We start from the raw sequence: 14,301 nt of genomic DNA on the forward strand, positions 1-14,301 counted from the left end.
GGAAAGGATAGTCAAATTTGATCGAACAGTTTTTTAAGATCGATCCACGTCTGCTGGATATCGCAGACGCTGCGCTTGGCGACTGCCGCGCGCCGTTTGAGGCGATCGATGAAACCGCGGAATACAATGCCTGCAAGGTGCTGGCGGCTTTTATTGACAACCGCGTGAGTGAAAGTCATTTTGCAGGAACAACCGGATATGGATACGGCGACCGGGGCCGGGACACGCTCGACGCTGTGCTCGCCCAGATCATGGGGACCGAGGACGCGTTGATCCGTCACAATTTTGTCTCCGGCACGCATGCGATCACAACAGCTTTGTTTGGTGTGCTGCGTCCGGGCGACCGGATGGTGTCGCTGACCGGCGCGCCATATGATACGCTTCAGCCGGTTATTGGGATTGTTCCGGGTGGGCACGGCTCGCTCAGGGAATTTGGGGTGCAGTATGAACAGCTTGATCTGCGCGCGGACGGTATGCCTGACTACGATAGCATCGCACAGGCGGCGCGTGGGGTGCGCGTGGCATATATCCAGCGGTCGCGCGGTTATACGCTGCGAGAATCCCTGCATATCGATGAGATCGGCCGTTTGATTGATGAGGTGCGCGCCGTCAATCCCGATGCGGTTGTCATTGTTGACAACTGCTATGGCGAATTTGTTGAGAAGCGCGAGCCAACGCAGGCCGGCGCCGATTTGATCGTCGGTTCGCTGATTAAAAATCCCGGTGGCGGCATCGCAAAGACGGGGGGGTATATTGCCGGGCGCGCCGATCTGATCGAGCTGTGCGCATGCCGGCTGACAGCGCCGGGCGTCGGCAAAGAGGTCGGCTGCACGCTCGGCGAATTGCGCGGGATGTATATGGGGCTGTTTCATGCGCCGACTGTGACAGCCGCCGCACTGAAAACAGCCGTTTTCGCGGCGGCGCTGTTTGAACGTCTCAGATTCGCGGTCTATCCGTCATACGCCGCGCCGCGCGCCGATATCATCCAAGCGGTGCGGCTTGATACGCCCGCGGGACTAGAGGCGTTCTGCCAGGGCATACAGCGCGGCGCGCCGGTCGATGCATTCGTGACGCCTGAAGCGTGGGACATGCCAGGATATGACAGCCAGGTGATTATGGCGGCCGGAGCGTTTACAATGGGCGCTTCCATCGAGCTGTCAGCCGATGGACCGATGCGCCCGCCGTATGCCGCCTGGATGCAAGGGGGGCTTACCTGGCCAAGTGGAAAAACAGGCGTGCTGTTGGCTGCCCAATCGCTTCTAGAGGCGGGGCAGATCGAGCTGTAATTGGCGTGCGGCGCTGCTTTGGGCAGTTGACAGACAGCGTGTGTGTATGGTATCATAGCCGCAGAACAAACGGTTCTGCCGTTTGCAGGCGGATGCCGTCTAACGGCAGGGGCGCCATAGCCAAACCGGCCGCAGCCGGTTTGACGCCGCGCGAAGCGCGGCGCAGCAAGCCCTATGGGCTTGCCGCTATGGCGCCGTCTACGTTTCGGCTTTTTGTGCGGGCGTGGCGGAATGGCAGACGCGCTGGTCTTAGGAGCCAGTCTTTCGGGGTGTGGGTTCAAGTCCCACCGCCCGCACCACCAGGCAAGGGCCTGGAGCCGTTTCGCGCTCTGGGCCTTTTTCCTATATCTAAAACAACTGCCCGTGTCCGGGGTGGTTCTAAGCTGGGCAGGCTTGCCAACAATAATCGGCACCGCTTTATAGAGCAGTGCCGATTATTAAAAATTTGCTTGGGAGGGTTCTGTATGCCAGATTACAAGGCGATGTATTATCACTTGGCGGGCCGCATGGCAACTGCTATTGATGCATTGGAAGCAACCACCAATGCGTTGGTCGACATTACCGAAAAGCTGAAGCTGGCGCAGCAGACTACGGAGGAAATGTTTATTTCCAGTTCTGACGACGATGTGGATTCCCCGGATAACATTTCAGAGAAAGAGCTGTAATCCGTAAATTCTATAAATATCGTCTACAGCGGCGGGATGTTACGTGTCGTCGCGGACTTTGTATCGAACGGATATCTATGCTATAGTGTTTCGCTATCACACCAGGCAAGGGCCTTGAGCCATTTCGCGCTCTGGGCTTTTTTCTATATCTAAAACAACTGCCCGCGTCCGGGGTGATTCCAAACTGGGCAAAGCAGGATTTCTTGTCCTGCTTTTTATTTTTCCCGCTAAACTGATTTCGAAAGCATATACTCCGGGTTCTGGGATATGTCCATTGGCAATCCCTGTATAACACAAAATCGGGAGCCGACTGGCTCCCGATTTTTCTTAACTTTGAAACGTGCCGGCGAAAACGCTATTCTTCTATTATCAAACAAGTCCTATCCTCCCTAAACCGATACTCAACCTCCGATTTTGACAACTGCACAGCGGAGTTTTATAAAAGAATCCCTATATAGCCGGCGGTTTGAAGCGGTCGCTTTCTTTCTCTGATTGTTTTTGCGTCAATTCGCGTCCTGGGCGCCGGCACGCTTCTTTCCACCATCTATTTTTTTCAGCGCCCTCTTAAACTGGAAGGTAAACAGGACCGCCGTAAAGCTGACTGCAAAAAAATCGGCGACCGGTTCCGCCAGATAGACCGCTGTTGTCCGGTCGGATGTAAAAATCTGCGGCAGCAGGAAGATCAGGGGGAGCAGCAGGACAAATTTGCGCATTACAGCAACAATAATAGAGGCCGGCGCGTTGCCCAGGGCTGTAAATGTCATCTGACAGGCCACCTGAACGCCGAACAACAGAAGGCATGCCGTATAGATGCGAAGCGCCGTCTTTGTAAATTCCAGCAGCGCCGGATCTGTGGTAAACAGGGCGGCGAACACCTGTGGGAAGGCCATAACAAATACCCACAGCAAGGTGGAATAGCAGAGGCTGGCTTTCAAAAGCAGTTTGAAAGCGCCTTTCACCCGTTCTGCGTTCTGTGCGCCGAAATTATAGCTGATGATCGGCTGTGCGCCCTGTCCCAATCCCTGAAGCGGCAGCATGGCGAACTGCATCACGCTGGTCAGAATCGTCATCGCGCCCACGGCGATGTCGCCGCCATAGCGGAGCAGTGAGGAATTAAAGCAGACGGAAATGATGCTTTCACTGGCCTGCATAATAAATACGGACAGGCCAAGCGCCAGGCTTGGCAAAATGATATTGGCCCGCAGACGCAGGTTTTTCAACCTGATTTTTAAGCGCGTCTTTTTTCCGAACAAAAAAGCCAGCACCCAGGCGCACGACATGGCCTGGGAGATAATCGTCGCCAGAGCCGCGCCCCGCACGCCCAACCTCAAGCCGAAAATGAAGATGGGATCGAGGATAATGTTGGCCACAGCTCCAATCAGCACAGAAAGCATCCCCGTCTTGGCAAACCCCTGCGCTGTGATAAACGCGTTCATACCGAGTGTGATCTGCACAAATACGGTTCCTATGGCATAGATGTTCATATAGGCGACGCCATATTCAATTGTGTTCTCACTCGCGCCAAATGCCATCAGAAAATCACGGTTCCACAGCAGCAGCGCCGCTGTCAAAAGAGCCGAGACGGCGATCTGCACAATAAAACAGTTTCCCAAGGTCTGTTCCGCCGATTTTTGGTCGTTCCTGCCCATAAAGATAGACGCCCGCGGCGCGCCGCCATACCCCACGAAGGCGGCGAATGCGGTCACAATCATGATCAGCGGCATACAGACACCCACGCCGGTAAGCGCCAGCGCCCCCACATCGGGGATATGGCCGATGTAAATGCGGTCCACGATGTTGTAAAGCATATTGATAATCTGAGCGGTCACTGTCGGAAGCGCCAGCCGCATCAGAAGCTTCCCTACCGGCTGCGTTCCAAGAAAATCCTTTTCGTCATTCATTTTCTTATCCTCCCTGCCATAGCCTGCCTGGTATTAGCGCTGATCCGGTCGTTGACCCGTTCAAATATTGCGCGCTCATCGCGCGACAGGCCAGCGAAAATCTCATCCTCAAACCGAGCCCAAAGGCGTTCCATCGATTGTATAATCGGTTCAGCGGCCGGCGTCAGAAACAGATGGATGCGCCTGCGGTCCGCCGCGTCCTGTTCCCGCCGGAGCAGGGACCGCTGGATAAGGCTTTCCACCGCCTGGGACACATTTCCCTTGGATAGCATCCGCAGCTCCACAATATCGGCGGCTGTATCCTTACCCGGATTGTTGTGCAGAAAGCTGACGATCGTCGCTTCAATCAGCGCAAGCTTATATTCTCCGCAGATTTCCCGCAGCATGCTCTCGTGCAATTTGATGATCGACCGGATATTTATCAAAAACTCCGCCGTGCGGCTCATCACAGGCGTCCCTCCCCGTAAAATCGTTTTTATTATAACTGTTTTATTTAAAACTGTTTATTAAAGATCTATTATATTCCCGCTATTTCGTTTGTCAAGAGCCGGCCAAAGTTTTTAACAGATTCTTAAAATTCGACCGGCGATATATACATATGTACACGCGCTAACAAAAACTGTATTAGGCGTAGCAGGAAAAACAAAAGGTATGGGTTGCCCGCATTTGGGAGTATGAAATAAAAGAATGGGTGCTGCTGGCCCACGCATCAGCGCCGCAAAGGTTTGACCTTACGCTGCACAATGAGCTGTTGGGGCGCGCTAAATACTCAAAAGATCAATTCGGGATGGTCTGGCTTGATTTTAATATCTACAAGAGCGAAACCGAAGACCATATCAGCCACAATATCCTTGTCAGCTATCTGCCGGAAGGTTTCCGCCCGAAAGATAACACGCTTATCCCGGTTTGGGTCGGCAAGAGCGAAGGCGACAACACAAAAATGATGGGGAACCTGATCCTTTATCCCAGCGGCGAAATCTGGTTCTATGTGGGATATGGCGTCACAGTCCGCAGTTTTACAGCGCAGTGCGGATTTTACATCTGATTATGGCGCGGCCAGATACGTAAGGCTGTTAATAAAGCACGGCGTATTGGCAGCTATATTCCCCGTTTTATAGACCGTCATAGCGCCGTTTGTTCCGATGCTGATTGTCCCGCCGCCTGAGCCGCGCATCCAAAAAGCGATCTCAAGCCGGGACGCAGGCCGGAACCCTTCCGGCAACGTCCCGATCACACTCTCATGCGCAATCTCTTTCGAACTGGTAAAAGACAGGTTTATGACAACCTCCCCATTTTGCTTTTTGTATATGGAATTGTTTGCAAACATGTTAATCCCGGAAGCAAGAGCCACTGTATATCCTTTCGGCCGTTCTGCCGTTGCTATGGGCCGCCACCCTCGCCAGAGGCCGTAGCTTTTACAGTTTTGCCACATAACACGCGTGAGGTTGTCGCAGACGATCAGTATCCCGTAGCCACTGCCTGTCTCCCAATCCTTACGGTCCAGCGCCAGCACAGACACATGGACCGTATTGCCAGCAGGCAGATCCGGCGGATAATTTTTTCCCGCGGGGATTTTTCCTTCATACCGGTATATCCCATTTTGCAGGGTAAAAATATCCACCGTCTCGTCAATATTAACAGGCATTGCTTCCGCCTTATTTGACAATTGCGTCTCTACAGCGGCAAAGTTGCGGTTGAGCATCTCGTTTGCGTCCTGCATCCCCTTGGTAAAAGTCTCAAAACTCATTTTTCCCTCTCTTTCCTGTGTTTAAAGGCGTCCATACAAGCGCATCTCATCCTTGCCCTGTAATTTTTGCCCCCTGCTCCCGGCTGATCCAGCCTGCGGCAACAAATACCTGCACCTGATCCGCGCCGTAAATCCCAAGATCATAATACATCTTGATCTGGTCATACCAATCAAACATGCCGCTTCACCCCTTCCTGCACTTGCAAAAGCTGCATCATCAACATGGAATTGGATTGCTGCAATTGTTTTATAGCAGCCTCCTGCTGCGCCAGTTTCAACGCCATATCGGCAAGTCCCTGTTCTTCCCGGCTCAGTGCCGGAGACGGCGGGGCCGGATACTCCGTCTCCCACACCGTAATTTCTTCATCCGTAGCGGATTCCATCCATTCCGAGCCTTCCCACACCGGCTTGATAAATCCATCCGCGCCAGCATGGGGGCGCATCACGGGCGGCGCTGTATCTATCAGGCGCTCCCCTTCCGAAAGCGTGTAGTACTGGGCTTTCTCTTGTAATTGGCCGGTTTCATCTGGTTCATTGAGCACCAGCACAAACATCTTGTATGCATTCTGCGCATCAACGACACAACAGTGTCTATAATTCATATGATCGACCCCTTTCATTGTCCGGCATATGTGATTACAAATGACAGAGCCGCACCGCCTGTCGATGTCGTAGCGCTAGTTGATATTTGTCCGTTGCCATGTACAAATATCATGACTGCGACCGGCGCGCCGTCCACAAATTTCATTGCTGGCGTTTCAAATGGAGCCGGCGGCCAAAACCCCCTGGGGAGCGTGGCAATTACGTCGCTTCTTTCGATCGCGGAATTTTTTTTTACCGACCCCCATATGGTTACTTCCCCGAATGCGTTACGTTGGTAATATGGCTGCTGATATTTAGTCCATCCCTCCGCCAATGGAAGTTCAAATTTTTGCGGCGCTGATGCGTGGGCCAGCAGCACCCATTCTTTTATTTCATACTCCCAAATGCGGGCGACCCATACCTTTTTTGCTAGGCGCGGTGATGTGACAATCAGTGTCCCAAACGCGCAGCCGCCGTGCTCTATGCCGAAACTTGTAAGAAGCTGGGCGTAAAAATCCCCGGCGTTATAATCCGTCATGGAATACGCCGCGTCGTCCAAATGGGCGTTTACTTCCGCCGTCATGGCGGCGATATGGTAAAGCCCCGCGTGCGGGAGCTGTCGGGGCGATGAGAATTCCGTTATCACAGTCCCGGCGTAATAGTCGGACTGCAATGTTTTAAACTCCCCAAGCGCCGCCTTATTAGACTAAGGCGGCTGTATAGGAGGCGGGAACCTGCCCGCCTCCTTTTTTCTTACAGGGAGACATCGAGATCGACGAGGATATCCTGTACCTGCTCCTTGAGCAGCGCCGGGACATCGTCCAGCGTCTTCTTACCTTTCACGATCAGCGTCGCGTAAACAACTGCCATTATGCATACCTCCTTCCGGCAGAATATTTTTGCGAGAACGAGAAAAAAACTACTCATTTTCGAGCAGCTCTCTCACCTCGGCCTGTAAGGCATTGGGTACGTCCCCGATTGCCTTTAAGCCCTTGCGAATCAGCTCCGCGTATACTTTAGCCATTTACTTCACCTCCCTCCAGTGCCGTCACACGCGCTTGCAGCGCAAGCATGGATTCGTACACTTCGGCCAGCGCGAGCAGGGCGTCCGTGTTCTGCCTGTCCGCTGTCTCATACGCTTCGGCCTGCGCCAGCATGATCGTCGTTGCCTGATCGTCCGCCGCCTCGTATGCCTCAACGAGCGCCATCTGTGTGTCTGTCATCTGCGTCTCCAGAGATGCGATGCGTTCACTTTCGGAAGGCGGCCCAGGAGGCGGGGCGGGGTGCTCCGCTTCCCATGCCTCGATTTCCTCGCTTGTGGCGGATTCTATCCACTCTGAGCCTTCCCAAGCCGGTTTGATAAATCCATCCGCACCGGCATGGGGGCGCATCACAGGCGGCGCTGTATCTATCAGGCGTTCTCCTTCCAAAAGCGTGTAGTACTGAACCCTTTCCTGTATCTCTCCGGTTTCATCCGATTCATTAACTACCAGCACAAGGGTTTTGTATCTGTTTTGTGCGTCAATGACGCAGCAATGTTTGTAATCCATGCTGTCATTCCTTTCTCATAAATGTTCGCCTTGGTCTAATAAGGCGGAGATCGGGAGCCGGCCTTTTTACTCTTTTCCGTTCCAGAGTGGATTTTTTGGTAGTCTGACATACTCAAAAAATCAATTCGGAGAAGTTATACTTAGAGGCGATATTGCAAGAGATGCCGGAGCCCCTTTTACGGCCGGCGACGACTATGTATTTGGCTGTCTGCCGGAAGGATACCGCCCCGGGAATAATGCGGGAGCTTGGATAGTGGTGGGGTTGAGAGCTGCGAACAATACCGCCAGTATATTAGGCTGCATACTTATTAAACAGAACGGTGAAGTATCAATGCACGCACCACGTGATACGACTGCAGAGTCAATCGTGCTTATTACAAGTATTTTCACTGTATAATATTGCTTTAGCCTTACGTATCTGCATAATCAGATGTAAAATCCACATTGCGCCGCAAAGCTGCGGACTTCGATACCATATCCCACATAGAACCAGATTTCGCCGCTGGGATAAAGAATCAGGTTTCCCATCATTTTTGTGTTGTCGCCTTCGCCCTTGCCAGCCCAAACCGGAATAAGCGTGTTATCTTTCGGGCGGAAACCTTCCGGCAGATAGCCAACAAGGATATTGTGGCTGATGTGGTCTTCGGTTTCGCTCTTGTAGATATTAAAATCAAGCCAGACCATCCCGAATTGATCTTTTGAGTATTTAGCACGCCCCAACAGCTCATTGTGCAGCGTAAGGTCAAACCTTTGCGGCGCTGATGCGTGGGCCAGCAGCACCCATTCTTTTATTTCATACTCCCAAATGCGGGCGACCCATACCTTTTTTGCTAGGCGCGGTGATGTGACAATCAGTGTCCCAAACGCGCAGCCGCCGTGCTCTATGCCGAAACTTGTAAGAAGCTGGGCGTAAAAATCCCCGGCGTTATAATCCGTCATGGAATACGCCGCGTCGTCCAAATGGGCGTTTACTTCCGCCGTCATGGCGGCGATATGGTAAAGCCCCGCGTGCGGGAGCTGCCGGGGCGATGAGAATTCCGTTATCACAGTCCCGGCGTAATAGTCGGACTGCAATGTTTTAAACTCCCCAAGCGCCGCCTTATTAGACAATTGCGTCTCTGTAGCGGCAAAATTGCGGTTGAGCATCTCGTTTGCGTCCTGCATCCCCTTGGTAAAAGTCTCAAAGCTCATAAAGTCAATCCCTCCCTATATCAGCCGGATATACAGGCTGTCCGTCTGGTTGTCGGGCCATGTCACCGTGTATTCCCGGTCGTTCATTTTGTGCAGCGTCGGGTTTGTGCCGAGCCGCGCAATGCTTTTTGTCGTCATGACGGTCAGCGACTGGCTGCTGTGATAAACCGCCCGCGCCGGATACTGCGCGGTGTCCGTGCCGCCCAGCGGGCCTTCGTCAAGCCCTGCCACGCCAAGCCCGTATTGCAGCGCGCCGAGCGTCACCTGCGGATACGTCCCAAGCCCGTGATCAATGCGCACCAGCTCGCCTTCTGTCTCCAGCGCCGCGGACAGCCGGTGCAGCGCATCGTCTGTTTTGTCGAACGCCGCTCCAAAGTCGTCCACATTGCATTCGTCATCCTGTTCCGGAATTCGAAGCCCATACCATTTGCTTTCTCTCAAGCAAGCACCTCCTCACGCAGCGCGCGGTGCGTCGTCCCGCGCAGCATCCTGTGCAGCCGCGGCCGGAGCATCCTGTGCGTGTTGTACCGCAGCTCCAGGTCAATGACCATGTTCGCCGGGACAACACGGCTAAGCAGCGCCGCCGCCTCGTCCATCGCCCGTTTTTCCCACAGATATACGCGTACAAACACGCGATACTCCCTATAAATGACTTCCAGCGTGTATCCATCCGGCCCGCAGACGCCGTCCAGCATCAGGCGCAGCGTCCGCTCGGTAAACGGGAGCTGTTCGTTGAGCCGGGCCAGAACCGCCGCCCGCCGCGCTTCCACGCTGTCGGTCCCACGCGGCCGGATACCGAGCATCCTCTCCCACCGCGCAAGCCCCTGCTCGAAGGAAATTCGCCTTATGCAGGCCAAGGCAGTCCCGCTGCGGATCTACGATGCATTTTTCATCCGCCATATGTGCGTTCCCTCCTTCTGTTATACAGCTTCCTCCCAGCCATATACGTTCGGTTCCCACACATTGTTGCCAGCCGTACTGACCCAGTGTTTCCCATTGTACGATACCTTCGCGCCGAGCGGGTAGGTATCGATAGCGCCTACAGGCTGACTCCACTCCGGCCATTCGCCGGTCGGGTCGCCAATCTCTTTCCACTGGCTCGGCGCGGCCTCGGGCGTCCAGGTTTCCTGAGAGGTGTGCGCCTGCAAGCATCGGTAGAGCCTGCCGTTATATTGGCAGATAGCGCCCTCAGCGTAGGCTATAGAGCAGGCCCACATAGAAAATTGTTCAGCATGTTCGGCGATCGTGGTATCGTCAAACGCGCCGTTCTCCGCCATGCGGACGAACATAAGGCTCGCCACTTCCGACGCTTTGGCCCTTGCCAGCGCGGCGCGGTTTTGCTCGGTCGTGTAGAACTCTCCGGCGTGATAGAAATAATAACCGGCTTTGACCTCAGGCGGAACAGCGTCCACCTCAACGAGCGTATGGCTCTCGTTGGCATACCCAAAAGGCGCGGTGGGCCAGAAGGTATCGGAATCGTTGGAATAGATTGCGTCTGCATCTTTCTCGTCGCTCAGGATAACGACGCCGTTGTCCTGCTGGCGCACATAGCTCGGGTGCTTGCAGATTTCCGCAATCAGATTATTAGAGTTAATGATTAGGTACATTGCGCATTCCTCCGTTTTAAACGCAGAAGCCGAAGCAAACGCCACGCGTGTCCCCGATGACCATCTCGTGGGGGGGTGGGGTGCTACCATCGCGGTTCGCATAGCAGAAACCGTTTCCGTTATACACGTCAGGAGAACGCGTCCACCAGGTATTGCCAGACCCTGTACCGTTGGCAAGTCTTTTGGCCCTATTCGCGGCGGTTGCAAAGTAGCTGTACTGCGCGCCCTCATTTCCAGCTGAATAGCCTTTTGCGCCGAAGATTTCCCACACAGAGAAGAGGAACAGCTTCATTGCATTTGTGTTAATAACGGTACTCACCTTACCGGCCGATGTCTTCTTGTTGACCATCTTAATAACGGCCTGCAGGTCAGAGGGCAGGCTGTTTAACAGAGTACTTTGCAGCCACGAGTACATAGTTGAACTGATAAAACTGTTGCGGCCCGAATCAGAACCATTCATCTGGCGGGTCGTCTTCATCAGGTTTTTCAGACCGAAGGTGATACCCGCCTTGCCGCCAGACTGTAAGTCGTCGTGATTAAAGCCCATAATAGCGAGCGTCAGCGTCTCGCCGCCCACGACAATGTCCTTTGTATCGCCGACCTTCCAGATGGAAGACGCCTTGCCTGCCGCGGACGCCTCGGCAATCTGCGCCCAACTGTTCGCCGCAAGCGTAGGGTTATACATCTGCACCGTCACAGCACAGGTCTTATTGGCAGGGGCGTTGTGGTTTGTGCCCGCCGCAACCTTAACCGTAATTGTGGCGCTGCCGGTCGCCTTCGCGGTGACGGTGATTGTAGTACCGTTCACGCTGCAAACGGCAATGCTTGTATTGCCGGAAGTCGCGGTAACAGCGCCGTTGCCGGCGCGGGTAACGACAATGGTACCGGTGAGATTTCCGGAGCCGAGCGACAGACTTGTTTTATTCAGGGACAGACTGCCTGCGGCTTTGGCAATACTCCATGTCACGCTCTTAGCCGTGACTGTGCCGTCGCTCCATCTGTAATTTGCTTTGGGCGTAAAAGCTGCGGTATAACTTCCGGCATTTGTTCCGGAGATCGTACTGCCGATGGTCATTTTATTTGCGTCGTAGCCGTTCCACGACGGGGACTGCGCCGAGCCGGAATAGGTCAGGCTGCCGCTTTGCGTTGGCACGGCAATACTCGCCCGGCCAATGCTCCATGTCACGCTCTTAGCCGTGGTCGTGCCGTCGCTCCACTTGTAGTTTGCTTTGGGCGTAAAGGTTGCGGTATAGGCGCCTGCGTTTACAGCAGTAGTCGTGCCGCCGATGGCCAGGGCGTTCGGGTCGTAGCTGTTCCAGGCCGGAGACAGCGACGCGCCTGTATAGGTTAAGCTGCCGCTTTGCGTCGGAACTGAGTTGATGGTAAAGAGCATATCGGTGACGGCCTGCAAAGCGTCGTCAGCGGTACGCTGGGCGGTCTTCGCCATTCTCGCAGTAACGTCGATTGCGTCCTGAACATTGGTAGCGCCGAGCTTTTCAGTGTCGGTGTAGCCAATATCCCGGGCAGCCGCGCCATGCGGATTCCCGTTCGCCTGGCTATGCTCATAGGCGGTTTTGCCGTGGTCGCCCCGATAAGCGGTATCGCTTGTTTCGCCGAGCTCCAGGTCAGAGCCGGACTCGGGAAGCTGTTCCAGGGGGATTTTTCCAGCCTCGTCAAGATCAGCTTTTTTAAGAAGCGCGCCCTCAAGCAGGTCCATATTTTCGTTGATGTCTGCAATGTCTGCAAAGTCCTCAGGCGCCGGCTTTTTCAGCTTGTATTTTTCTGTATAAGAAGCCATTCAGGGAAGCACCTCCTCTTTGATTTCTCTCCACGTAAACGCATTGAGTGCGCCCCAAGTAAACGGCTTTACTTTTACCCATGTGTTATAGATAATTTCGACCGTAAACGCCATATTGCACGGCAGGACGCGCTCAAGCATTTCACTGATAATTTCCGCCTGCTTTTTTACTGTGAGCGCCACTTTGACGTTGACCGTAAAGACTGATGTAATTACGACTAGCGTGTATCCATCCGGCCCGCAGACGCCGTCCAGCATCAGGCGCAGCGTCCGCTCGGTAAACGGGAGCTGTTCATTGAGCCGGGCCAGAACCGCCGCCCGCCGCGCTTCCACGCTGTCAGTCCCGCGCGGCCGGATTCCAAGCATCCTCTCCCACCGTGCAAGCCCCTGTTCGTTTGCATACCGGACAAACAGCGCGTCCAGCACCGTTTTCCACGCGTCCCACAACCCAGCCACTGCGGGCTGTTCGCCCTCCATGACCGCCTGCATCTCGCGCGTTTGCTGTAGTACCGGTGGAAGATAATCGATCAGTTTCCTATCCAACCACATCACCCCGCACCGGTATCTCATCCGCCCCAAGCGTTTTATTTCCCTGTACGCCGTCAAGCGCCGTATCGCCCACATCGATCACGCCGTCCAATTCCAACAGGCGCGTTTCAATCTGCGACACACGCACAACCAGCGCGTCCGAACCAGCCCACTGCTTTGCAAGCTCCTGGAAATACGCGTCAATTGCCTGCTCCGCATACGGCCTGACATCCTCAAACACCCAGCCCTCCTGCAAGGTCAGGCTGATTTTCACATCGATGCGCGCCGCCGTTACGCCGTCCACCGTCACTGTGTGCCCAATCGGCGCGATGCCGTGCCCCTGCCCGGACGAACCCTTTGGGTCAAGCGCCTCCTGTACCGCATCGATCAGCGTCTGTTTGGGCGGCGCAAAGGTGCTGTCGATGACCACAACGCGCACGCTGCCGCCGCCGTTCCAAACGGGATACACCTTGCAGCCGCCCACGCCGGCAATCGCGCCCACCTTATCCAGATAGTCCTGTACGTTTCCCCCGAACGCCTGCGACCGGAATGACGTAAGGTATCGCTTGCGCAGATGCTCCGTGTCCTCCTCATCCTCGCCGGGGATCAAAAGCTCCACAAGCTGCGCTTTCGTCAGGCCTGCGACGTATTCAATCGGTATCAGCCGCCCCGAAAGCGTGTTGCCGGTTTCGCCCGGCGTCTCGCATTCCAGCCGCGCGTCTGTCTCCGAGATGCTTTCCGTCAGGACATAGTTCAGACCCTCCAGGGAAAAGCGCGTGCCCACCGGCGGCGTCTTATTGAACTGTCCGCGCCACACCGCCGCGGTCGCCGGATACGGATGCATCCCGCGCTCGGCGCACCGCCGAATCAGAAAATCGCGCGACTGTGTGTCCGCGAACGCCTCGTCGAGCACGCTGTCCGCCATGATATACAGATTTGTCAGCTCAACGGCCGCCGGCGCCAGGGCGCTGAACAAAATCGACGCCGTGCGCGTATCCACCTCCGGCCGTCCTTCGACAGCCACGGCCATCATGCGCCGCAGAATCGCTTCATACGTCTGTTCCTCAAACATTCAAACCGCCACCTCCTTGTCCGCCTTTACATCGCCGAAGACCGTCGATACTGTAAAGGTACAGCTCACCTGATTGCGTGAAACTGTAAACGAAAAGCCGTCCACCGCCGTGACCCGGTCGTCCCACATAAGCGCCTCCCGGATACGCCGCTTTAATTCCGACTGTACATAATCGGGCGGCCGGCCGATCAAATCGCCTGTTTCAATCCCGTAATCCCACCCGTAGATCAGGTATTGATACCGCTCGGTCGACAGGATCAGGTAAATCGCCTGCATCATCGCGTCTTTTTCGTCCGTCGTCCCGGCAATCGTCCCCACGCTGGTATTCAGCTTCCAGGTCCGGCTTGCCCGCCGCGTTCCTGTCCTCAAGTTTT

The 14,301-nt window shown here is 54.8% G+C and carries 20 protein-coding genes and 1 tRNA gene; 4 read left to right on the forward strand and 17 right to left on the reverse strand.

The window, feature by feature from the left end:
- The first annotated feature begins 17 nt into the window (after window positions 1-17).
- The 3 genes from FMM72_RS14585 to FMM72_RS14595 all read left to right on the forward strand — a co-directional run bounded on the left by FMM72_RS14585 (window position 18) and on the right by FMM72_RS14595 (window position 1,951).
- The gene (locus FMM72_RS14585; protein ID WP_160210987.1) at window positions 18-1,286 is read left to right on the forward strand and encodes an aminotransferase class I/II-fold pyridoxal phosphate-dependent enzyme; all 1,269 of its coding nucleotides are present in this window, start codon (window positions 18-20) and stop codon (window positions 1,284-1,286) included.
- A 217-nt stretch (window positions 1,287-1,503) separates the two neighbouring features.
- Window positions 1,504-1,585: transfer RNA gene (locus tag FMM72_RS14590), tRNA-Leu, on the forward strand.
- Window positions 1,586-1,750: 165 nt separating this feature from the next.
- On the forward strand, window positions 1,751-1,951 hold the full coding sequence (locus FMM72_RS14595) for a hypothetical protein (protein WP_160210986.1): 201 nt from the start codon (window positions 1,751-1,753) through the stop codon (window positions 1,949-1,951).
- 503 nt (window positions 1,952-2,454) lie between these two features.
- On the opposite strand, the gene FMM72_RS14600 is transcribed toward FMM72_RS14595, so the two are convergent.
- Both FMM72_RS14600 and FMM72_RS14605 read right to left on the reverse strand, forming a co-directional pair.
- On the reverse strand, window positions 2,455-3,852 hold the full coding sequence (locus tag FMM72_RS14600; protein ID WP_162221844.1) for an MATE family efflux transporter: 1,398 nt from the start codon (window positions 3,850-3,852) through the stop codon (window positions 2,455-2,457).
- Window positions 3,849-4,298: a MarR family winged helix-turn-helix transcriptional regulator gene (locus FMM72_RS14605; RefSeq protein WP_162221913.1), complete on the reverse strand. Its 450-nt coding sequence runs from the start codon at window positions 4,296-4,298 to the stop codon at window positions 3,849-3,851. Before FMM72_RS14605 ends, FMM72_RS14600 begins: the two co-directional genes overlap by 4 nt.
- 341 nt (window positions 4,299-4,639) lie before the next feature.
- Here FMM72_RS14605 and FMM72_RS14610 point away from each other — a divergent pair, with 341 nt between their 5' ends.
- Window positions 4,640-4,897, forward strand: coding sequence for a hypothetical protein (locus FMM72_RS14610; RefSeq protein ID WP_162221845.1), 258 nt, complete (start codon window positions 4,640-4,642; stop codon window positions 4,895-4,897).
- Here FMM72_RS14610 and FMM72_RS14615 read toward each other — a convergent pair whose 3' ends face one another.
- The 15 genes from FMM72_RS14615 to FMM72_RS14675 all read right to left on the reverse strand — a co-directional run bounded on the left by FMM72_RS14615 (window position 4,898) and on the right by FMM72_RS14675 (window position 14,296).
- Window positions 4,898-5,599 carry a hypothetical protein gene (locus FMM72_RS14615; protein WP_162221846.1) on the reverse strand — a complete coding sequence of 234 codons (702 nt, stop codon included), beginning with the start codon at window positions 5,597-5,599 and terminating at the stop codon, window positions 4,898-4,900.
- A gap of 46 nt (window positions 5,600-5,645) precedes the next feature.
- Window positions 5,646-5,777 (reverse strand): XkdX family protein, encoded by a 132-nt coding sequence (locus tag FMM72_RS14620; protein WP_162221847.1) that lies wholly within the window; start codon window positions 5,775-5,777, stop codon window positions 5,646-5,648.
- The gene (locus FMM72_RS14625) at window positions 5,770-6,201 is read right to left on the reverse strand and encodes a hypothetical protein (protein ID WP_180322939.1); all 432 of its coding nucleotides are present in this window, start codon (window positions 6,199-6,201) and stop codon (window positions 5,770-5,772) included. The genes FMM72_RS14620 and FMM72_RS14625 overlap by 8 nt, the downstream gene beginning before the upstream one ends.
- 14 nt (window positions 6,202-6,215) lie before the next feature.
- The gene (locus tag FMM72_RS14630; RefSeq protein WP_162221848.1) at window positions 6,216-6,854 is read right to left on the reverse strand and encodes a hypothetical protein; all 639 of its coding nucleotides are present in this window, start codon (window positions 6,852-6,854) and stop codon (window positions 6,216-6,218) included.
- An 80-nt stretch (window positions 6,855-6,934) separates the two neighbouring features.
- Window positions 6,935-7,051, reverse strand: a complete 117-nt coding sequence (locus FMM72_RS17425) for a CD1375 family protein (protein ID WP_347561302.1) — start codon at window positions 7,049-7,051, stop codon at window positions 6,935-6,937.
- 49 nt (window positions 7,052-7,100) lie between these two features.
- Entirely contained in the window at window positions 7,101-7,205 is a 105-nt protein-coding gene (locus FMM72_RS17430) for a CD1375 family protein (RefSeq protein ID WP_257431548.1), read from the reverse strand.
- Window positions 7,198-7,731, reverse strand: a complete 534-nt coding sequence (locus FMM72_RS14635; protein ID WP_160211112.1) for a hypothetical protein — start codon at window positions 7,729-7,731, stop codon at window positions 7,198-7,200. Before FMM72_RS14635 ends, FMM72_RS17430 begins: the two co-directional genes overlap by 8 nt.
- Window positions 7,732-8,157: 426 nt before the next feature.
- Window positions 8,158-8,922 carry a hypothetical protein gene (locus FMM72_RS14640; protein ID WP_162221849.1) on the reverse strand — a complete coding sequence of 255 codons (765 nt, stop codon included), beginning with the start codon at window positions 8,920-8,922 and terminating at the stop codon, window positions 8,158-8,160.
- A gap of 15 nt (window positions 8,923-8,937) precedes the next feature.
- Window positions 8,938-9,363 (reverse strand): hypothetical protein, encoded by a 426-nt coding sequence (locus tag FMM72_RS14645; RefSeq protein WP_162221850.1) that lies wholly within the window; start codon window positions 9,361-9,363, stop codon window positions 8,938-8,940.
- Window positions 9,360-9,779 (reverse strand): putative phage tail protein, encoded by a 420-nt coding sequence (locus tag FMM72_RS14650; protein WP_162221851.1) that lies wholly within the window; start codon window positions 9,777-9,779, stop codon window positions 9,360-9,362. Before FMM72_RS14650 ends, FMM72_RS14645 begins: the two co-directional genes overlap by 4 nt.
- A gap of 63 nt (window positions 9,780-9,842) precedes the next feature.
- Window positions 9,843-10,529, reverse strand: a complete 687-nt coding sequence (locus FMM72_RS14655) for a carbohydrate-binding protein (RefSeq protein ID WP_162221852.1) — start codon at window positions 10,527-10,529, stop codon at window positions 9,843-9,845.
- 16 nt (window positions 10,530-10,545) lie between these two features.
- Window positions 10,546-12,327 carry a DUF6273 domain-containing protein gene (locus FMM72_RS14660; protein WP_162221853.1) on the reverse strand — a complete coding sequence of 594 codons (1,782 nt, stop codon included), beginning with the start codon at window positions 12,325-12,327 and terminating at the stop codon, window positions 10,546-10,548.
- On the reverse strand, window positions 12,328-12,870 hold the full coding sequence (locus tag FMM72_RS14665; RefSeq protein ID WP_162221854.1) for a putative phage tail protein: 543 nt from the start codon (window positions 12,868-12,870) through the stop codon (window positions 12,328-12,330). It abuts the gene before it with no gap.
- On the reverse strand, window positions 12,863-13,927 hold the full coding sequence (locus tag FMM72_RS14670; protein WP_162221855.1) for a baseplate J/gp47 family protein: 1,065 nt from the start codon (window positions 13,925-13,927) through the stop codon (window positions 12,863-12,865). The genes FMM72_RS14665 and FMM72_RS14670 overlap by 8 nt, the downstream gene beginning before the upstream one ends.
- The gene (locus FMM72_RS14675; RefSeq protein WP_243157838.1) at window positions 13,928-14,296 is read right to left on the reverse strand and encodes a DUF2634 domain-containing protein; all 369 of its coding nucleotides are present in this window, start codon (window positions 14,294-14,296) and stop codon (window positions 13,928-13,930) included. It lies immediately after the preceding gene.
- Window positions 14,297-14,301: the final 5 nt, after the last annotated feature.

Origin of the sequence: Anaerotruncus colihominis, from assembly GCF_010206195.1 — a bacterium.
GTDB classification, from domain to species: Bacteria; Bacillota; Clostridia; order Oscillospirales; family Ruminococcaceae; genus Anaerotruncus; species Anaerotruncus colihominis_A.